Source organism: Levilactobacillus cerevisiae (assembly GCF_003946245.1).
Lineage (GTDB): Bacteria > Bacillota > Bacilli > Lactobacillales > Lactobacillaceae > Levilactobacillus > Levilactobacillus cerevisiae.
This window is the reverse complement of sequence record NZ_RHNN01000023.1, coordinates 39,839-60,547: the sequence shown is the minus strand read 5'-3', so window position 1 is coordinate 60,547 and position 20,709 is coordinate 39,839. Positions and strand designations below refer to the sequence as shown.

Genomic DNA, 20,709 nt, shown 5'->3' with positions numbered 1-20,709 from the left:
CTCAAAAAAAATTGCCTAATCTCAAAGGATTAGACAATTTTATAAATGGAATTACCAACAACAGTTGACATAGAACCAAAAAAATACATAAAAATGGTTATCACTTCCCCACCACACCACGTGGTAGAGAAATGATAACCATTTTTCGTTACAGCTAACTGGCGCTGGCTGCCTTTTTCTTCTTTTTCTTTTTGGTCTTTTTCTTCTCGTCGCCCACGTATTCCACGGCTGTGGATTTGCGAATCGTGGTGACCTTGATTTTACCTGGGTAAGTCAGGGTGGCCTCAATCTGCTTGGCAACTTCTTGGGTCAGACTAGCCGCAGCCGTGTCGTCCAATTCCTTAGGCTTCACGATAATCCGCAACTCACGCCCGGCCTGGATGGCGTAGCTCTCAGCCACCCCTTCCTGGTCATTGGCGATTTTTTCCAACGCCCGCAACCGGTTGATGTAGTCTTCCACGGATTCACTCCGCGCACCAGGCCGCGCACCGGAAACGGCATCGGCGGCCGCCACTAAGTCGGATAACGGCGACGTCTTTTCGACATCCCCATGATGCGCCGCAATGGCGTTGATCACCACGTCGTCCTCCCCATATTTCTGGGCAAACTCCGTTCCGATTTCCACGTGGGTGCCTTCGACTTCGTGGTCGATGGCTTTCCCAATATCATGCAACAGGCCTGCACGCCGCGCCAATCGGGTGTTGTAGCCTAACCGCGCCGCCATGGCACCGGTCAACTGCGCCACCTCGATCGAATGCAACAGCACGTTTTGGCCGTAGCTGGTCCGATACTTGAGGCGGCCGATTAATTTCATCAAATCGGGATGCATCCAACCCACGTGTAACAGGCTGACGGTTTGCTCCCCAGTTTCCCAGAGGCTGTGGTTCACGTCACGTTGGGCGTTCTCCACTTGCGTTTCAATCTGATTGGCGGAAATGCGCCGGCTGGCAACCAAATTGGTCAGGGCCACGCGCGCCACTTCCCGCCGAATCGGGTCGTGCGTACTGATGAACAACGTGCTGTTGTCATCCGGCACGAAGATTAAATCGGTCCCGGTCAACGTCTCCAGCAAGCGGATGTGTTGGCCATCACGGCCGATGATCTTACTGCGGATTTCACCGTTGGGCACGGTCACCGTGTGTTCCATGTGTTCCTTGGGCAAGTCTTGCGGACCACTTTCGGTCGCAGACAAGACCACGTCCTTCGCCCATTTCTCGGCGTTCGCTAAGGCGTTATCGTTCAACGCTTTAACTTCGACGTCCCGGTCCCGGTTCAAGGCTAATTCTGTGTGTTGAATCACGTGGTCCTGAGCGGCTTTTTCATCCATGCCGGCCCGTTCTGCCAACGTTTCATCACGTTTACCCGTCAACTCGGTGGCCGTGTCTTTCAACCCGTGAATGGTCTGGCGTTGGTCCCGGTTGGCTTGACTCCGCTCGTCTAGCATGGCCGTCTGATCGTCCAAACGAACGGTCATTTGACCCAATAGTTGTTCACGCTGCTGACGACGCTGTTCTCTAACGGCAATGTCACTTTTTTGTTCGGTCAATTCATCTTTAACTGACTGCTGATAGGCTAAGGTCTCGCGCTGACTCTTGGCATGCAGCTCGGAAATCCGCTGCTGCGTCTTGGCGTTGGCCTGGGCAATGATCGTCCGAGCCTGTTCCTGAACCGCTAAAAGTTCCTGGCGGTGCTTATGCTGGCGCACCAAGTAGCCGGCTACCAGCCCAATCAGCAGGAGACCGATAACGAGTCCTGTGATTAACAATTTATTCGTGCTCCTTAGTTTTCAATCCCGACGAGTCGCCGGGTGGGTTGGTCACTTATCTCGTTAATTATACGCTATTTGCGGCCACAACCCAAACCAATCATGCGTCCGGATTCTCCATGGCGGCGGGAACAAAGAGCCACGCTAATAAAATTAATTTTAAAGCAGACGCAATCCAGAGCACCCCGTGGGGCGTTAATATGGCTAAACGCGCGCCGACAGCGCAACCAAGGATGAACGTCAAGAGAACCACGATGAGTTTATTTTGTTTCGACCGGGCCGCTCGATCACCGTCAAACCAGGCACGGTAGGCACTGGTTGCCAAATTTTTGGTATTCCCGGTCATGATGCCGTTGTTGATGCCAATCCCCCCAACCTGGCGAAAGACCGTCAGCTCGTAGCCGGCCATGATCCCGAGGAAGAAAATCAGCCACATGGTCGGGATGACCGTTTGTAAACTGGCCAACAGGCCATACGCCACCACGTCCAGCAGCATCAGCCACCGCATTTGCCGGCGCTTGTTGTTCTGGCCGAGATGTTCCGTGAGTCCCTGGGCGCCAAAGCACCCCAGAAAGTAGCCGATCCAGACGGGTACGTTGACCCAGGCGGTGCCCCAGCCGTGCTCAACGAGTTTCACGACAAAGACCACCAGGTTCCCGGTCTGCGCGCTCACGAAAATGGCGCCATGATTCAGGAAGGTGTCGGCATCGATCATCCCCATAACCACCGTCGCGCCAAGGGTCAGAATGGTTTCGGTGACGGGCCGATACTGGTGTGAGACTTCCGGCTCCATCCAATCATCTCCTTACATTGCTTTTGAACTTAAACTTTATAAACGGTTCGTTGTCAGCGCCTCCGGGATGGTGAAAATGGGACCGGAACGCGGTGGGCGCCCGTCCGGAGCCAAAGAGCGGTCTCCGAACTTACTTTGAGTCGCTAAAGCGTCTCAAAGCTAGCAATTCCCTAACCGACAAAACCCGTCGCTAAGGGAATTCCCACGGCTGAGCCCATTTCACCATCCCTACGGCTAACGTGCGTTTAATGCTTAGCGTTAACAGTTACTTCACGACAATTATACCGCTGGAAATGATTGGTTGAACAGGCATCACTACTTTTAGTTGGTACCAGCCTAATTCTGCAGTGGAAAGCCTGCTTGAAGCCGCAGGCGTAACCACACAGCTAAACACCTAGTCAGCTGGCCTAATGACGTTCACCCATTGTGACTGGGGTGATCAACGTAGGCGTGCGTCTCCGACTAGTCGTTAGCCACCACTGCAACAGTGATTTACACCAACATAGTGGTAGACCACAATCTAAACCGGAGGAGGCCAGAGATGGAGGCAGCCGTGACAACGGTGTTGGCTGAGTGCTTTTCTCAGCCTACAGCGTGGGACGCGTTTGAAGCCTGGTGTTCTTTACCAGGCTTCAAACCGAGCCGGAGGACCGCTTCCCAGGCCGCAGGCGGTCCCCACAGACGCCGGAATCTCTGGCAGCCGCAGGTGGCAATTTCAATCAGTCCTGTTTCTCTCCTAACTGCTAGATTCACGTTAATGGATGTATTTTGCCAGGTAGGCCTTCACCGTTCGAGTGTAGCGCGCCGGATCGTGTGACAGCGCCGCGGCATGCTTGGCGCCAGGAATCACCAGCAATTGCTTGGGACCGGCGTCCGCACGGTAGACCTGATAGACCATCTTGGTTGGCACGAAGTTGTCCGCGCCGCCGTGGATGAACAGCATGGGTTTGTGATTCTTCTTGACCGCGGCCAAAGCGTTGGCGTCCTTGAAGGTGAAACCGGCCTTGAGCTTCGTCACCATACTGGTCATCGGTACCAGCGGCCAGTAGGGAATGTTGTACATTTGCTTGGCCTGGTAGGTGATTTCTGCTTGCGCGTCCGTGTAGCCACAGTCTTCAATGTAGGCCTTCAACTGGCTCGGCGTCTTCAGGCCACTGGTCATCATGGTTGTGGCGCCCCCCATGGACACGCCGAATAGGACGACCTGCGCCTGTTGGCCTTGCTTGGCGATGACCTGATTGACCCATTTCAAATAGTCCTTGCTCTCATAGTAGCCGTAGCTGATGACCTTCCCCTGGCTCTGGCCCTGCCCGCGGGTGTCGGGAATCAGCGTGTTATAACCTAATTTATGAAACATCGCAACGTAGCCGCCCATGGCTTCCTTGTCCGACCCGAAGCCGTGCACCAAGACCACGGTTTTCTTAGTCGCCGTCGCCGCGGGCACGTAATCCGCCACCAATTTTAAATTAGCGCCGGCAGCCTTTTCCGTCCAGCGCTGCTTAGGCACGTCCTGGTACCATTTTTTCTCGGCGTACATGGGATCCGACTTTTTCAGCGTCGTCCCGGTGGCGACAAAACTCTTCTTGCCGCTAGCCACCGTCATATTGTAGAAATACAGACTGGCCCCCACCAGGCCGCCCAACACCAAGACCACCAGTACTACCAGGGCAATCAGCCACCCTTTTACTCGCTTATTCACACGTTTTTCCTCCCAATTATCTCAATCTCTCTCTTGAAACGACCTAACTCGTAAATCACACTTAGTATTCACAGTCATTTCCTCAACTTACTCTGAACCGCCAGATACGCCGCTAAAAAATACTTGCGCTACCGTTAGCGACCAGCGGCGGGAGCGGCGGGAGCGGCGGGAGCGGCAATGAACGATACCAAGCGTTTTTTCTCTCTTGAGTAAGTATACGAAGTTCTTTAAGTGAGCGCAATCGTTTTGAAATTTGCTATAATGGTCACAACTTACATAGGGAGGCCTCGCCATGAAATATGCATTAAATTGGGATTTAGACTCACTGTTTCCGGGTGGTATCAACTCCACCCAGCTGAAAACGAAACTGACCCAAACCCAGACGGCCATTGCGTCGTTGGGCGATTTGTTGGACCGGTGGGATGCCGCCAGCGATGCACCTTTGTACCAACAATTTGTGAAACTGATTAACCAACTCCAAGCCATCGATGCAGCCATCGCGCAAGCGGGCATCTTCATTATGGCCGTGGGTTCCGCCGACAGCGCTAACCCCGACGTGGCACCGATGGAGGCCGAATTGCGAACGCTGGAAACGCAAGCCGACAACGTTAGCGGCAAATTGAAGAAGGTGCTGGTCCAAGTGCCCGACGCCAACTTCACGGCCATGCTGGCCACCCCTGATTTAAAACCGATTGCGTTTAACTTAAAAGAAATGCGTAACGACGGCAAGGAATTGCTGGACGACAAGACCGAGGCGTTGATCAGCCGGCTCAACCTCGACGGCAAGGCCGCCTGGAGCAGCCATTACGATTCCTTGGTTTCCACCGTGACCGTGCCGTTTCACGACGCCGATGGCAACCCGACGACCCTTTCGGCCGGCCAAGCCGACAACAATCTGCTGGGCAACGCCGATCCCGACTACCGGGCCGCTTTACTGCCCGCTTGGGAACAAGCTTGGACGGACAAGGAACAACTCTTTGCCGACACACTGAACCATTTGGCTGGCTTCCGGTTGACCGAATACGCTGCTCACGGGACTACTGATTTTCTACGTGCACCTTTAAAAGACAACCGGATGAGCGCGGCGACGCTGAACACCATTTGGCAGGTTGTGGACGACAACAAGCAATTCTTGCTGGACTACCTCGACCGCAAGGCGGCCTTGCTGGGCAAAAAGCACGCCGGCTGGCAGGACGTGGAAGCGCCCCTGAACCTGCCCGGCAGCGCGCAACACCACTTCACTTTTGACGAGGCCGCGGCCTTCATCATCAAACACTACGGCGAGTTCTCACCGAAAATGGCGGCCCTCGCGCAACGCGCCTTTGAAAATCGCTGGATCGAAGCCGAAGACCGTGCCGGCAAAGCACCCGGCGGCTGGATGGAGAGTGCGCCTGAGACCCACGAGTCCCGGATTTTCATGACCTTTACGGGATCGCCCAACGACGTGTCCACGTTGGCCCATGAACTCGGCCACGCCTTTCACTCCAGCGTCATGGAAGACCTGCCCCTCCTGCGCCAAGGCTACGCAATGAACGTTGCGGAAACGGCCTCGACCTTTGGCGAACTGATTGTTGCCGACGCCAACGTCAAGGCGGCCAAGACCGACGCGGAAAAAATTGCGCTCCTGAACGCCAAGATGGACAACCCGGTCGCCATGTTCCTGAACATCCGCGCCCGCTACCTATTTGAAACGCGGTTCTACCAGTTGCGCCAACAAAAATTGGTCACGCCAGCCGAATTAAACGAGCTGATGCTGAACGCGCAAAAGGAAGCCTTTGGCCACGACTTGTCGACCTACTCGCCTCACCTTTGGGCCAGCAAGCTGCATTTCTACATCGACGAACCGGCCTTCTACAACTTCCCTTATGTCTTCGGCTACCTGTTCAGTCTTGGCATCTACGCCAAGGCCCAGCAGGAAGGCAATTTCGAAGATCACTACATCGCACTGTTGCGGGACACGGCCAACATGTCCAGTGAAGAGCTAGCCCAAAAGCACCTCGGTGTGGATTTGACCCAACCCGACTTCTGGTTAGCTGGTGTCAAATTGATTAAGCGCGACGTCGCCGAGTTCATGCGTTTGACGGATCCGTTGGTTAAGTAGGGCTCGTGTTCTCGTCAAGGTTGTGGCCACGAAAAAACCACAGAGAGTGGTATAATAGGCATAGTTAAGCAATCTAGAAAGAAACGGGTGAGTTGGATGTTTTCAGAACGACTTCGGGCCTTACGACGCGGCCAACACATTACATTAGAACAGCTGGCGACGGGCTTGAACGCCCAGGCGTCAGGTCCGGGTGAGCGTGCCAACACCGCTTCACAACTGGGCAACTGGGAGCGCGGCATCCGGACACCTTCCTTCTTGGAAGTCCGTAAGCTCGCAGAATATTTCGACGTGACCATGGACTACCTAACCGGGAAAACGGAGCGCGACGAGTACGATTTAGGGCGCCTGTTTCTCTCCGGCAAGCAGTTGAGTTTTAACCGTGAACTGTTGAGTGGCCGGGACCGCTACGAAATTTACCAGCTGATCGACGGTTACCTGCATGGCCGGGAAAACCGCGCCACGACGCCGGAACCTAACCAGCAGGAAGAATTGGATCTCCATTTAGACGATCATTAAGTTCAAGGGTCTGGGGGAAACTCCAGGCTCTTTTGGTATGTTTAAGGCGAGATTGCTGAAACGTGGGCCAAGCGGCAGCTGGTTCCGCTTAAAACTGATAACCAAACAATCCAAAACCGGGATTCTTCGGTTATCCGCCTTAATGCTCGCCAGCTAAACGCCGCTTGTCCCACTCTTTATTTTGAAAGGATGACCCGCTTGAACCCGAAAAAACTGCAAAAACTCAAGAAAAAAGTCCGCCACGCACCCCTGAGCCAGCGCAAAACTAGCTACATCGAACGCATGACGGCCTATTATCACCAATTTAATGATTACCCCGCCATTAAAATTTTAATTAGCAACGTGCTGTTGGCTGATAAAATGTTGGCCGCCGGCGACCTGCCGCAACAGATGCCGCTCCTACAGTTGCCCGATGACAGCCAGGACCAGGTCTACCAGAAGCTCAACGAACGCTACCCAGCAGGCGATGCCACCGGGGACAAGCTGTGGAACGAGCTGACGGACGCGTTGCCGCTACTGGACCACGACCTGCGTTCCTTCCGTGATTATTTGGAAACGCACTACGGCATGTGGGCCTACACGCCAGCGCCGTTCGTGAGTGATCTCACAAAGTTTGTTGGCGACCGCGCCGTCCTGGAAGTCATGGCGGGCAACGGCTACATTTCCAAAGGCCTACGGGACGCTCACAAGACGGTCTACGCCACGGATAGTCAGGCGTGGACGGCGGAAAATGAAACTGGCCGCCACCCCCTGACCTCGATTGAACCGCTGGCCGCCACGGCCGCCTGGGAAAAATACCAGGATCAGGTGGGCGTCGTCGTTATGTCGTGGTCGCCGGACGGCCTGCCGCTGGACTGGGAGCTGCTCCAAGCCCTGCGCAAGTCTGCCAAGGACGTCGACTTCGTTGTGCTCGGTGAACCCCACGGCGCCACGGGATCGGCCGATTTCTGGGATCACGCCGACTTGCTGGAAAACAAGGCAACCCGCGACCTCAACCGCCACTACACCCAGATTGATTTGGTTCAGGATCACGTTTATCTGGTGAAGTAGACTGGCGAAACTTTTGCCACTGATGGATGAGCTACTAGGTTAGTTATGAATTGCCACCTGCGGCTGCCAGAGATTCCGGCTGCTATGGGGACCGCCTGCGGCCTGAGGGTCGGTCCTCCGGCTCGGTTTGAAGCCTGCCAAAATTCGTCAGTCTCCAAACACGTCCCACGCTGTAAACTGAGAAAATTCACTCAGTTAACACCGTTGTCACAGCTGCCTCCATCTCTGTCCTCCTCCGGTTAGAATTGTTTTTATATCACCACGTTGATGTGACTATCGCTGGCCTGTTAGGTCTTATCTGCAATAATTGTTCACCGTCTACGTAGGCGCGAGTGAACAAAATTTAGGCTCAGCCGTGGGATTTTCCCAAGTGGGCTGCTTGGAAAATGGTGCCTTTGAAACGCGGGTTGGGCGGTTCAAAGCGAGGTCCAAGACCGCTCTTTGGCTTGGGCCGTCCTGCCCACAGCGTTCCGGCCTAAATTTTGCGAACGGTAAGCCGGCAGGTTTAGACAATGTTGCCGCGATGTTAATGGACTTGATGGATGTAGCGGGTTGGACTTACAGTTCAGCTTTCAGTCTTTAGTTGCTATTAAAATTGTAATATTACATTGTGCCCCAACCTATTTACCCTGAATTAGCGATTTGCTATGATATGACAAGTTAATGACGACAGGGAGGAATCACCATGGTAGCGTTGGGAAACATTTTGTTCTACGGCTTGGGGGCCAGCCTGGTAGTCGCACTCGGCTACGCGGCGTTTGCCAGCTACCAAGCACATCGGGATGAATAGGTGCACGATTAGTTAGCGAGACTGACTAGCTCTGGTTGTACATTTTAGTAAATCTAATTATTTGCATCAAAAAATGAAGCTACGATTGTTCGTCGTGGCTTCATTTTTGTGTTCATTTTACCTAACCATCATCGTCGATTCAAATTATGGCTCGGTTAATTCCTTCCTCACATCACGCCAATCGTATTTCTTCCCTTGGCGTGCATGGTCAGCCGTCTTCATCATCTTGGCTGCAAATGCCAATTCCTGATATTTCTTAAAATCATCTATGTCTAAAACGACCAGCTTCTCTTGATTCTCTTTGGTAAGAATGACTGGATTTCCCGGTGTGACTTCATCTAACAAATGCGTATTCTCATGTAAGTCCGTCACTGATTTCACGTTTTTATTATCACGATTCATCAATCTCACCTCTTCAAGCCTACGATACCGATCACAACTTTTTTGTTCGAACCCTTAAGAATGATACTCCGCCCAGGTCATAAACAGCGTCAACAGTAGCATTAGCCCCACCGCCACCGCGTGCCAGCGCTTGTTGCCCACAAAAATGGCAATGTATTCACGCAAAATGGCGTTCGGTAAGAAGAATTTGGCGGTGTGGGCGCCGATACCGTTGGCCGGCAACCCGGCCTTGCGGGCAATCATCCCCGCCCGAAACGTGTGGTAGCCGTTGGTCACAAAGGTCACACGCGGCTTCACGGGCCCCCGGGCATCAATCAGTTGCTTGGAAAAGATCATATTTTGATACGTGGTCTTGGACTGATCTTCCGCCAGCGCGTGGTCGGCCGGTAAACCCTTGGCTAACGCGTACTCACGCATGGCCACACCCTCGGGCACGGTCTCGTCGCCCCCCTGACCACCAGAAAAAATGATGACGGGCGCACGACCGGTCTTAGCCAACTGCTTGTGGTAAAACTTCAATGCCCGGTCAATCCGTTGGCCTAGCAACGGGGAGACCTCGTTGCCATTTAACAGGCCCGCCCCCAACACGATTAAATAATCCTGCTTGTAACGGGGATGATTAAATTGATAAATAAATAGCATCGTCAGGTAATTGTAGAACCAAAACAGGACGTAGAAAATGACCATCGCTGGAAATAGGTTAAGGATGGTGGCCACTGGAACGGGCAGGTACAGCGTCGAGAGCCGCGTCAGAAACGGCGCAATTAAAATCGCAATCCCCAAGAACAGCGTCAACATGTTGGCCAGCGTGTGACTCTCCCGTTTCCAAACGATCCAGGCATTCCACAGCAGGAGGAACGCTTGCAGGGCGAAAACCACGCCAATCACCAGCAACAAAATCACAAACAGCGCGATGCTGATAACGATCAGCCACTTGTTGTTGGTCCCCAGAATTGTCATCGCCAGCAGCGTGAGAAACGAATAGAAAAATAGCGAAAACCAAATCCCATTGCCCAAGCGGCGCTTCTCAATCCCATAGCTGATGCCAAACACAATGCCAAAAAACAGGGGTATCAGCCACCCCAAATAAAAATACCCCGGAATATTAAATAATTCATTTTGCATGTCGTTAAACTCCTCTAAAACAAACGGTCGCTGTCAGCTGGCGTGCGGATCGCCATCAACAGTAGTTCTGACAGCGTGAAGGCCAGTGAAATGGGTGGCCAGACGAAGATCAGTCCGAGGACCACCAGCCACACCAACCAGAACCAGACGCTGGCGTGAATCCGGTAGGCCGGCATGCAGCGAATTTTCTGCGCAATCTCCGGGTCGCGTGCCAGGTTCACGGCCATTACGGTGTGGGATAGTGCGGCGTAGGCCAACGCCCACAGCGTAAAGATGATGAAGTAAAAGAGTTCCGGTTGAACGGCCGTGATGAACCGCCCCGCCCAAGCTGTTGAGACCGGCAACATCGCCATCACCAGGATCCACAGGTTGTTGACCCAGTAGATGCGCTTGGTCACGCGCTTCGTCAACGCAAACATATAATGATGATTGTACCAAGCCACCCCAACGAATAAGAAGCTAATCAGATAAGCGACTAAATAACTCCAGTTGCTGGCCAAGGCCGTAAAGGTTGGCTCATCGGGCGTTTTAAATTCCAACACCATAATCGTTAAAACAATTGCCACCACCGCGTCCGTGAAGGCTTCGACTCGTCCTTTATTCATTTGAAAGTCCCCTCAAATTTCGTGATAGTTTTAGAATAGCACAGTTGGTGGCGGGGATGGGTGGTGTGGGCCCAGAATTGTTGGGGGGACGCGAAAAAAGCCGCCCACTGGGGACGACTCATTTAGGCAATGAGAATTTATCAATAAAGTGCTGCAAATTCAGCTTATCCCGCAGTGAAAGCTGACCAATATAGGTGACTTTTTCAAGCTTCTGAAAATTAATTTCTAATAATTTACCAATATCAACATAAGTTGCCATTTTCAACCCGATCATTGCCCAGTCCTGCAAGGGAAAATATTGTTGCTGGATTTTCCGTGATTTACTTTGGTATTTACTTGTTAACCGAAAGAATTTAATGCAGTCTGAATCTCTCGCCACAATCAATACCGGTCGCCGTTTGCCACCGCTACCGTCAACATAACTGACATAAATACTCACAACATCGTCTACTTCAGTAGTCTTGGGTATCATCTTTGAACCACGCTTCCACTTGACTTTGGGTCTTTAACTGTTCAACCGGTAATTTTTTGATTGATTCTCGCAAACCCAAATTTGCTTTCTGTTCCGGCGTTTGATGTAAATCGAAGGGTAACCCACCCTCAGCAACAACTTTCTTGTAAAAAGCAGTTAGCGCACTAGTCTGATTTAAACCAATGTCATTAAAAACAGTTTCAGCTTGCTCCGCAAGGTCCTTATCAATATTAATTTGAATTTTTTTCTTGGATTTTTCTTGTACATCCATCGTGTTCACCGCCTTCCAAACTACACTTATTTTACTGTTTTATCACTATTATTACAATTATTTTGAATTTCATATGTACTAATATATGGCGATGTTTCACCTGGAAGACAAACTATAATAATCAGCTTCAACTAAAACCTGCCACCACGAAAAAAGGCTGTAATAAACAATCACAACCTCTCTTCGCATGCATATTACTGAAACGTGGATTAGCAGGTAGCTGATTCAGATTAACTTCTAATCGCCTGCTCCCCACTCTTTTTAAGACACCACTAAACATCTACGGGGGTGCAGCAACTTACTTGCTGTGTGGTGCCTTAGGGTGAAGCACGGCGGCCTTTTGCGGAATCGTTTGGTCGCGGCCCAGGTACATCTGGTAGTACGGTGGAACGGCGTTGACCAGCTTCAGCAGTTTGCCGGTCATTGCTGGTAACTGGGCGGGATCGATCTGTGGCAAATCAGCCGCGGTCACGTCACCGGTAATCCCTTGGAACCGCTTGATCCGTTGCAACAGGTAACGAACGTCGTAACGTGATGGGTTGACCTCAATCGGCTTCTTGTCAAAGTTGAGCAGCTTGTAAACGGCCTCCAACCCAGTCCGGACGGAAGTTTCCACCGTGAAGACCACGTCATCGTCAATTTCAACAAATTGGCCGAGCAAGCCCAAGTTGGTGCAGCCAGCTGGCACACCCAGTGGCCGGTCGCCGGCTTGGCGAGGCATGAACTGACTGGTACAGTATGGCATCATCGCTGTCGACATGTAGGTGTGGGCCAGGACCTCGTCCTTAATGTCCAACATCCCCAAGTGGTACAGCAGTTCCGTCAAAATTTCATCACCGGTACAGTCCCACATCCGCTTCTTGATGTAGTTCCCTTCGTTTTCACCGTACAGACCATAGCCCCAACCAACCTCTTCATCATCGGCTTGGTATGGGAAGAACGGCTTGTGATGAATTTCAAAGGACATGTCCCAGTTGGAATCCTTGAAGGTCATCAGGCCACCGGTTCCGGCGGGGCTGCCAGAGAGTTCCTCGATGCGTTTGAAAAATTCGGGGTAGTCCTTGACCGTTGGGAAGAAGGAAATCCACTTGGTCTTGTCGATCTGCCCCAGGAACTTCTCGGGGTGGCCAAACTTGGCATCCTTCTTCGCCAGGTTCTGCCAAATGGTAAACGTGCCCATGTCCTCGGTGTCACGGTTGGTTTCAGCCACGGTGTGGTTGTCGCCAAAGGTACTGTTCTCACTGATGGAACCGGTCGTGACGAAGACCAGGTCTTGGTGTTGAACGGTCACGTTGGCAGCGCTACCATTTTGGGTTGCGATAATTTCGTTGACCGTGTTGTTAGCGTCAGAGAAGCCTAGGTCGGTCACGTTGAAGTTGTTTTCAAAGTTCACGCCCTGATCGATCAACCAGCGTTCGATTGGCAGGATGATGGCATCATATTCGTTATATTTCGTGTGGACGAAGCCTTCCAGGTATTCGTGGCGGGAAATAAAGGTGAATCGTTGCCAGTAACGCCGGCATTCAATGGCACTGTGATAGTGTTTGAAGGCCAATTGACTGTGGAAGCAGGTCCAGAAGTTGGTTCTGAAGAAGTCTTTATCGAAAAATTCATCAATCCGCTTGTTGGCCAGTTCTTCTTCCGTGGAATTGATAATTGTTTCCATGGCGGCCGCGTATTCGGGTTTCATTTTATAATCATGGTAATGACTGTCGATTTCACCCTGGTTAATGATGACCCGAGCCTCGCTGTGGATGGGTTCATCGCGGTTGAAGTCGACCACGTCGTCGAGGACTGTCCGGCCGGGATTTTCTAATGACGGAATCTTGCTGCAGAGGTACCACAGGCACTCCATGTAAGGTTCCAGCTCCCGTTCGGCCCGACACAAGTAGCCTTGATTGCTCTTGGTGCCGTCCATGGAACCGCCCATCACCGGCTTCTTTTCGTAAATCGTGACGTTGCGCGCAGGCATCTGGGCGTCGTCGATCAAGAAGACTGCGGTGGCTAATCCAGCAATCCCGCCACCCACGATGTTGGCACGACGATCGTCGATACCAGCGGGCTTGAGGGGATGATACATCGTCTGATAGATATTCATGAAGATGACCTTCTTTGATTTGGGATTAGGTGCTTGTCCTTAAGATAAGGCCCGCGCGGCCCCAAGACAATTGACAAAAAAAGAGAACCGTCAAAAATTTGACAGCTCCCGCATTTTGTCAATTACTCGGCATAGTTCTGTAAAGCCTTTTGGAAATCTCCCTGAACCAGCACGCCGGTCTGTTCCACGAGGTCCGCTGGGTCTTCCTTGAGCCCATCCTTGACCCACTCGAAAATGAGGGCGATGAACGCCAGACTGTAGAAGTGGGCAATGAAATCCTTGTGCTTCTGGGCCACGCGCATGCCGGTCGCCTGACGCTCGACCACGGCGATAATGTATTGGTATAAAACGGTATATATGTACTTCTCCAGCAGGTCCCGGTACGCCGATTCGTAGGTGTTTTGGACCAGGTAGCGGTTATCCTTGATGGCCAGCAGGACATTTAAAAAGCCCTGTTGCCAGTTGTCGTAGTCGGCCACATTTTGTAGAGACTCCGCCGTTGCTTGTTTGGCGGTCCACTCGACCAGCTCATAGATGTCACTGAAATGGTTATAAAAGGTCTGCCGCGTCAGGTCACAGGCCGTGACCAACGACTTAATCGTAATCTTGTCGACCGGCGTCCTTTGCAATTGCGCTAGGAGTGCCGCCGAGAGTTGTTCTTTGGTATTTTTTGCCATATGTCTTGTGCCTGCCCCTCACCCGATGTTCTGAGGTAATTATATAATGTTTGCGACCGGGAAACAACGGATACTGGCAAATGAAAAAGCCGCCCGAAAGGCGACTCTGACCTGGTTATTTGGTGTTGACGGTCTGAACGTACTTGCTGTTGGCGGTCATGTAGCCACCAGCGACCTTGTAACGCTTGACCCCTGAAACGTGGTGTACGTCGCCGCGGGAGTGATCCCAGCCTTGAACGTTGAGGGTGCTGCCCTTCTTGTAAGTCTTGGCCACCTTGGTCAGGTTCACATCCTTGTAGACGCGAACCGTGGTTTTGGCCTTAACCTTCGTCACGTTCTTAGGCTTCGTCGGGGAAACGAATTGCTTGTTACCAGTGATGTAGGTGCCATTTGCCAGCTGGTAACGCGTCATTTCACCCTTCTTGGTCACGGCCTTCACCGTCACCGCGGAGCCCTGTTTCACGTGAGCAACCTTGCTGTTCAGGCCGCTACCCTTGTGCGTGTTGATCCCGTTAGGATTCGTCACGTAGAGCTTCTTGTAATTGCTGAGCCAGTAGAGTTTGGCAACGTAATCAGAGTTCGCCGTGATGTGCGTGCCGTCATCTAAGGTGTACCGCGCCACGCCGTTGTTGGACTGCGTCGTCCCCACCACGGTCATCACGGGCGCGTAGGCTTTGGTCTTCTTAGCGTGAGTTTGGACCCGTCGATTGTTGGTAAATGTGGCGTGGGAGTAGCGGTAGAGGCGCTGCTTCCCATAGACTTTGAATGGCGTAACGGCCGTGGTCCCACCGTTGCCATTGTTGTCGCCGTTATCGGTATCGCCACCGTTGTTGTCACCGTTGTTGTCGCCGCCACCCGGGTTGTTGCCGTTGTTGTCACCGTCGCCTGGTTCTTCAATGTTTACGGCTTCATAGTTGAACGTGATGTTCCGGTCCAATTTTGATTTGTTGAAGTCAATTGTCTGTGGATCCTCCACTGTGTAGCCCGCAATAGTTGGGGCAACCACAGTCCGTTCCTCATCCTTTAATCCATAGAAAGTTTGGGAGGCGGGACCCTGAACGCCATCCGGAAGATTGTAGGTCACGGTCGCCTTTCTGGCATATAAGGGAAGATATCTGACAGCTTGGGTTTCATTACTGATTGTAAATACTGGCGCGTCCCTATGATGCGTGTGACTCAATACCAACTGGGAGTTCTCAAGACTAATAACGTCACCTTCGACCCCCGAGTAGTTATACGAGCCACCTGAAACTTCCTTCCCACCAACAAACGTCGAAACAGCTACCTTTGTTTTTGTATTACTCTGCTTGAATGGCACCTGGATTTTACCATCAGAAATGTTTTGATCTAAATTTTTGTGTAGTGCTTGGATATCCAGCGTGTATTTGCCGGATACGCCCTTAGCCAATTTTAATTTTTGGGCTTCTGTCAGTGTCTTACTACCATAGTTTTTTTCCACTGACTGATTGAGTTGCGAACTGAATAGTTTTCGATTAAAGCCATCATCGTTGTTATTAACCAGCGAGAAGTACTTTAAGGCCTCCACGTAGTCAACACCGTTTGCTTGAGCGACCTTGGCCAGCACTTCAGCGTAGGTGTCGTCCGCGCCAACCTCAACGTTGTCCAACTGAATGTTTAAATCATCCATGATAGCATTGCCAGCTTCATCAACCGCCTGCAGATTTACCGCGCTAACTTCGCTGGCCTCTGCCTGCAAGACACTCGTCGACGTCAGGGAATACTTGTCGTTACTGACAACGCCCTCGCCGTTCCAAGCCATCCCAACGCCAACCGCTACCGCAACTGCTAATAAGCCTTTGACCATCTTCATATAGTGTTCTCCTTTGTCTAGTTCATCGCCTTCATCCATTAGGTTTTACTGTGTAGTAACTATAACATCAGCTTAATTAAAAATGCTACCACACATTCATTGAAGTGGATAATAAGTTCATATGCAGATACTATCAGCTTATTATCTATTAATGTAGAAACATATTTTTTGGAATGTTGAAACCAGCTAAAAAGATTGTTGCTTTTCTGTCACGGCTTCATTTATTCAATGGCCGTGGTCGCCGAATTCATTGGTACCATTGACTTTATGTCAAAAATGATTACTGAGAACCGGATATCACTTCCGCCATTCTCAGCCGACACACTTGCCAAATTCAAGTGCCATCCTCGTCAACACCCACGCAATTAAATGTGATTGTCCGTAAAATTTGCGACTTACCGACCAGTTTACTCTACGCACTATACTCATCCACTGAAAATTGGCAAAAAGCGCAAAAAAAAACGCCCAACCAGTCAAAAGACTGATTGGACGTTTTTCACACAGCGTTCGGTTGCCCGAACGGATCCGTCTCGGAATCCACATTCCCTCAAGATCAGACACGTCACAATACGGTGACATATGTGCCCTGCTGACAAATTCACCTAGCCGCTTGTGCGGACGCTCCTTGCAAGCAAGGGACGCGTGATTTCTCGACTCATCGCATAGAAAATATACTACCACACGATTGGCTGAATTTCAAGGCTATTTCTTAGCTGCTGGCTTTTTGGCGGCCGGTTTACGCGTCGTGGCGCGTTTTGTGGCCGTTGTCTTTTTAGCCGCTGGCTTACGAGTAGCTGGCTTCTTCGCTGCGGCCCGCGTTGCTGTCTTCTTGGCAGCTGGTTTCTTAGCAGCTGCCTTTCTGGTTGTGGTTTTCTTCGCCGCCGGCTTGGTCGTTGCTGGTTTCACAGCATCGGCCTTCTGAACGTCGGTCGCTTCCTTGTTGGTCTCGGCAGCTTGCAGCTTCTCAATCTGTAGGCCCAACCAATCGTGGAGGCTCTGGTCAGCGACTTGCGCCTGGTCCACGTAAGTATCAGCGGGCGCTAAGGCATCAATTCGTAAGCCGGAAACGTTGATATCGGGCGTTTCGATGACCGCGTACACGTTCAGGTCAGCCTCTTCACTCGTTTCTAAAATCTTGCCAATCGTCTTACTGTCTTGCATGGGCAAGTTGAGAACGCTCATTTCTAACCGAACGGAAACGTCCGTGTCGGTCACCTTGAGCTCGGCCTGCGCCAATTGGTCTTTGCCAATTTGTTCGCGGATAAACGCCGCTAAGGGCGCCATTAAGCCGTCTGGGTCTTTAAAAAACGCTTTTTCAGTCGTGTCTGCCGTGAAATGTTGAATTTCATCGGCTTCAGCCGCGTCAATAAATGCTTGAATTTCTCGTTTCATGCTTTCCACCTCTATTTTTTAGCAGCGAACCGCTTTGCATCGGCGATTTTTTGTTGTCGCAGTCGTAACCGCAATGCCAGGACCAACCAGTAGGCGTTGCCGGCCATCAGTGCCAAGCTGAAAATTGACATCAGCGCTTTGATCATGAAGCTAGCGCCGCTGTCCATCCACATGTTGAAGATCACGCTGATCGGTGACAGCGTATACAGCGCAATCACCAGGCCCATGAAGTAGAAGGATGGCTTCCAGTTCAGCGCAGCCAGCACGATTGGAATCGCGTAGAGCACGAAGGCAATCAGCGTGGTGTGCCAAAATTCAGGCGTCGTCATTTGGACGTTCGTTGAGTCGACAAAGGGCCGGGACATCAGAAAATTAAGAACAATAAAGCCAACCATGGAAATAATGGCCCAAGCAATCACGTTACGATCTTTCATTTTAAATTAAACTCCTCAATAAATTCCTAAAATAAAAGACGCAGTCAAACCGACCGCGTCTTAGTCAATTCCATTCTATTTTAACGTATTCCCGGCGGAAAATCAGCTATTCACTGAAAACTCGCGAGAATCTAATCAACCAGCAAGTCCAAAATATCTTTGGTGTCGATGCCGTTGAAGTACAGCTGCGTGTCGACACTGTTCAAGACTTGGCCCACATTCTCGCGGTCGTAACGGACACCAGCTAATTTGTCAGCCAATTCAGTGGCATCAGAAGGACCGAAGAAATCACCGTAGAACTTGATGTTCTTGATTTTTCCGTTCTCAACTAATAAGCGCGCATCAATGGTGCCGGCCGTGAAGTGTTGCCGCTTCTTAACCGTGAATTCTGGGGAGTTACCGTAAACCCAATCCCAGTTGCTGTAGTAGTCATTGTAAATCTTGTCGATGGCAGCCTTTTCACTGTCTTCGATGGTGACTTCCTTGTCCTTGATGGCATCTAAGCTGTCCACGTGGAACAATTCCTTCAACAGGGTGTCGCGGAATTCTGGGACCGTCAAGTTTTGATATTCAGGTGCCAGGTAAGGCTTCAAGTTGGTAACCCGTGAACGGACCGACTTGATACCCTTGGACTTCATCTTGTCTTCTGGCACGTTCAAGGCGTGAGCAATCACGTCCTGGTCAACGTCCAGCATCAAAGTCCCATGAGAGAAGGTCTTGCCACTGTGGGAGTACATTGCGTTACCAGAGAATTTCTTGCCATCGACTAAAATGTCATTCCGACCAGAAACTTCGACAGTGGTAGCCCCCATTTGGTGTAAGGCATCGACGACGGGTTGAACGAAGGACTTGAAGTCCCCGAACGCTTCACTATCGCTATCAACCACGAAGCTAAAGCAAAGGTTCCCGAGGTCTTGGTAGACAGCACCGCCACCCGATAACCGACGGGTGACCGTGATGTTGTTTTCCTCAACGTACTTTTGGTTGATCTCTTCCAAAGTGTTTTGGTTACGACCAACGATGATGCTAGGTCCTTCATAGTAGAACAAAACCAGTGGTTCATCGAATTTCTTGTTGTTCATTAAGTATTGTTCCGTTGCTAAATTGTGACGAATATCATGTGACTTCATGGCATACCAATACATAACCCAAAAACCCCTTTCAAATTAACCACCCCGGGGCGGCCCCATACGGTAACTTTCCCGGTTACTGTAAATCATAGCACGAGTTGTAATCGATTACAATTTAGCTTACAAAGTGGAAAGAATTGTTGAAAAAATGTGGGAATGGTCGTGGGAAAAGCGTTGGCTTGGCGGGCATCAGTAAGATTTTGTCGAGCGACAATTCGTGCTGACCACTGGGTGATTGGTTAGGGGGAATGTCGGCCGGGGTGTTGGGGGCACGACGGGGCGTTGGGTTCGGGGTCGTTGTTCAAATCATCGTATCCGTAGGTCGCTAAATTTTCTCTCGCCGTTAGATTTCAAGTCTGGCAGCTTCCGAAACGTGCTACGCGAGCCAGGTCCCTGCGCTTAACCTTTGTTCTTCAGGGTTAGTGTTCAGATTTTATGTTGGCTTGGGGCGCTAGTCTTGCTCTCGCCGTTAAATCCTGAGTCTGGCAGCCTTTGAAACGTGCTACACAGGGCAACTGGTTCCGCTTAACAACGTAACGACAACGACCCAGGTTCGGGCGTACTGTTCAAATCATCGTATCCGTAGGTCGCTAAATTTTCTCTCGCCATTAGATCCCGAGTCTGGCAGCCTCCGAAACGTGCTACGCGAGCCAGGTCCCTGCGCTTAACCCAGCTAAGAAAATAACCCAAACCCGGGGTTATTCCCTTAGCTACGTTAATGCTCAGGACCTAAACGGCTCGCTCCGCACTCTTATACAAAAAAATCGTCCAGGTTCACCCCGGGCGATTTCCGACGACATTAATGGTGGCCTTGGCCGCCATCCCTTATCTACACTTACATTATACCCGCCTCACTAACAAAAAGGCAGTAATTGGCTCATGGTTGCCACGTTAATCGTGGCTAATCAGGTTGCGGAAATATCCGTGATCATGTAGGTCCTCTTTCAGGTCGGTCATCGTGAACTGATGATAGAATTTCCGATAATCTTCATCAGCTAGCGTGAAGAGGTCCGTCAAGGTTTGCGAAATATTGGCGGAAATATCCGTGTTGTCGCTGGCCTTCGTTCCTTTGGAGTCCCCAGTAATAAAACGGGCGTAGCTGATGGTCGGCGGAATCGTCAGATCATACAGTTCACCCACATTGATGTCGGCAAGGTCACGAATCAGTTGGTAGCCCCCGTTTTTACCCACGGAGCCCTCAATATAGCCCTGTTTGTGCAACACGGAAAGGATATTCCGAATCATGACCGCATTCAGTTGTAAGGATGTTGCCAACTCCCGGCTCGCAATTTTTCGGGGACGGTTTTCGTCCAGGTACAGCAAGCTGTGGACCGCAACAGAAAAGTCTAATCTCATCGTTCAGCCATCGCTTTCAAAAGTTCTGTAGTTATTACTGGTATCATACCACACCTTGTGAAGTGGATTGAAGGTGTAAACCAAATTGCTAAGAAGATTCTCATTCAGAATATACATGCATATTTTTCCGGTCAAGTGTATAGATTCACCCCGTGAACTAGTGGTTTGGCAACCAGATTATCGAACTATTTGGTTTTAGGTT

18 protein-coding genes are annotated in these 20,709 nt (G+C 51.0%); 3 read left to right on the top strand and 15 right to left on the bottom strand.

Annotation, left to right across the window (positions count from 1 at the left end; all coding sequences use genetic code 11):
- Positions 1 to 154: 154 nt before the first annotated feature.
- From rny to EKM99_RS11285, 3 genes are all read right to left on the bottom strand, one after another.
- Entirely contained in the window at positions 155 to 1,765 is a 1,611-nt protein-coding gene (rny, locus tag EKM99_RS11295; RefSeq protein WP_125583524.1) for a ribonuclease Y, read from the bottom strand.
- Positions 1,766 to 1,865: 100 nt separating this feature from the next.
- The gene (locus EKM99_RS11290) at positions 1,866 to 2,558 is read right to left on the bottom strand and encodes a YoaK family protein (protein WP_125583523.1); all 693 of its coding nucleotides are present in this window, start codon (positions 2,556 to 2,558) and stop codon (positions 1,866 to 1,868) included.
- Positions 2,559 to 3,312: 754 nt separating this feature from the next.
- Entirely contained in the window at positions 3,313 to 4,257 is a 945-nt protein-coding gene (locus EKM99_RS11285) for an alpha/beta hydrolase (protein WP_125583522.1), read from the bottom strand.
- A 292-nt stretch (positions 4,258 to 4,549) separates the two neighbouring features.
- Between EKM99_RS11285 and EKM99_RS11280 the strand changes: the two genes are divergently transcribed.
- From EKM99_RS11280 to EKM99_RS11270, 3 genes are all read left to right on the top strand, one after another.
- A complete protein-coding gene (locus tag EKM99_RS11280) occupies positions 4,550 to 6,358 on the top strand; it encodes a M3 family oligoendopeptidase (protein WP_125583521.1) in 1,809 nt (602 codons plus the stop codon).
- Positions 6,359 to 6,454: 96 nt separating this feature from the next.
- The gene (locus EKM99_RS11275; RefSeq protein ID WP_125583520.1) at positions 6,455 to 6,874 is read left to right on the top strand and encodes a helix-turn-helix domain-containing protein; all 420 of its coding nucleotides are present in this window, start codon (positions 6,455 to 6,457) and stop codon (positions 6,872 to 6,874) included.
- Positions 6,875 to 7,072: 198 nt separating this feature from the next.
- Complete coding sequence (locus EKM99_RS11270) at positions 7,073 to 7,924, top strand: SAM-dependent methyltransferase (protein WP_125583519.1); 852 nt, start codon at positions 7,073 to 7,075, stop codon at positions 7,922 to 7,924.
- A gap of 934 nt (positions 7,925 to 8,858) precedes the next feature.
- Here the strand turns inward: EKM99_RS11270 and EKM99_RS11265 are convergent.
- The 12 genes from EKM99_RS11265 to EKM99_RS11210 all read right to left on the bottom strand — a co-directional run bounded on the left by EKM99_RS11265 (position 8,859) and on the right by EKM99_RS11210 (position 20,507).
- Positions 8,859 to 9,116 carry a type II toxin-antitoxin system prevent-host-death family antitoxin gene (locus EKM99_RS11265; RefSeq protein WP_125583518.1) on the bottom strand — a complete coding sequence of 86 codons (258 nt, stop codon included), beginning with the start codon at positions 9,114 to 9,116 and terminating at the stop codon, positions 8,859 to 8,861.
- A 54-nt stretch (positions 9,117 to 9,170) separates the two neighbouring features.
- A complete protein-coding gene (locus EKM99_RS11260; RefSeq protein WP_125583517.1) occupies positions 9,171 to 10,241 on the bottom strand; it encodes a YdcF family protein in 1,071 nt (356 codons plus the stop codon).
- Between the two features lie 14 nt (positions 10,242 to 10,255).
- Positions 10,256 to 10,846 carry a TMEM175 family protein gene (locus EKM99_RS11255; RefSeq protein ID WP_125583516.1) on the bottom strand — a complete coding sequence of 197 codons (591 nt, stop codon included), beginning with the start codon at positions 10,844 to 10,846 and terminating at the stop codon, positions 10,256 to 10,258.
- 118 nt (positions 10,847 to 10,964) lie between these two features.
- Positions 10,965 to 11,318, bottom strand: a complete 354-nt coding sequence (locus tag EKM99_RS11250) for a toxin-antitoxin system, toxin component, MazF family protein (protein ID WP_225419847.1) — start codon at positions 11,316 to 11,318, stop codon at positions 10,965 to 10,967.
- The gene (locus tag EKM99_RS11245) at positions 11,299 to 11,589 is read right to left on the bottom strand and encodes a type II toxin-antitoxin system RelB/DinJ family antitoxin (protein ID WP_125583514.1); all 291 of its coding nucleotides are present in this window, start codon (positions 11,587 to 11,589) and stop codon (positions 11,299 to 11,301) included. Before EKM99_RS11245 ends, EKM99_RS11250 begins: the two co-directional genes overlap by 20 nt.
- 298 nt (positions 11,590 to 11,887) lie before the next feature.
- A complete protein-coding gene (locus EKM99_RS11240) occupies positions 11,888 to 13,687 on the bottom strand; it encodes an oleate hydratase (RefSeq protein WP_125583513.1) in 1,800 nt (599 codons plus the stop codon).
- Between the two features lie 122 nt (positions 13,688 to 13,809).
- Positions 13,810 to 14,364: a TetR-like C-terminal domain-containing protein gene (locus EKM99_RS11235; protein WP_125583512.1), complete on the bottom strand. Its 555-nt coding sequence runs from the start codon at positions 14,362 to 14,364 to the stop codon at positions 13,810 to 13,812.
- 115 nt (positions 14,365 to 14,479) lie between these two features.
- Positions 14,480 to 16,195 (bottom strand): DUF5776 domain-containing protein, encoded by a 1,716-nt coding sequence (locus tag EKM99_RS11230; protein ID WP_125583511.1) that lies wholly within the window; start codon positions 16,193 to 16,195, stop codon positions 14,480 to 14,482.
- A 702-nt stretch (positions 16,196 to 16,897) separates the two neighbouring features.
- Complete coding sequence (locus tag EKM99_RS11225) at positions 16,898 to 17,587, bottom strand: hypothetical protein (RefSeq protein ID WP_225419846.1); 690 nt, start codon at positions 17,585 to 17,587, stop codon at positions 16,898 to 16,900.
- Between the two features lie 11 nt (positions 17,588 to 17,598).
- Positions 17,599 to 18,021 carry a hypothetical protein gene (locus EKM99_RS11220; protein WP_125583510.1) on the bottom strand — a complete coding sequence of 141 codons (423 nt, stop codon included), beginning with the start codon at positions 18,019 to 18,021 and terminating at the stop codon, positions 17,599 to 17,601.
- A 131-nt stretch (positions 18,022 to 18,152) separates the two neighbouring features.
- The gene (locus EKM99_RS11215) at positions 18,153 to 19,166 is read right to left on the bottom strand and encodes a lipoate--protein ligase (protein ID WP_125583509.1); all 1,014 of its coding nucleotides are present in this window, start codon (positions 19,164 to 19,166) and stop codon (positions 18,153 to 18,155) included.
- A gap of 876 nt (positions 19,167 to 20,042) precedes the next feature.
- Positions 20,043 to 20,507 carry an Rrf2 family transcriptional regulator gene (locus EKM99_RS11210; RefSeq protein WP_125583508.1) on the bottom strand — a complete coding sequence of 155 codons (465 nt, stop codon included), beginning with the start codon at positions 20,505 to 20,507 and terminating at the stop codon, positions 20,043 to 20,045.
- Between the last annotated feature and the right edge of the window lie 202 nt (positions 20,508 to 20,709).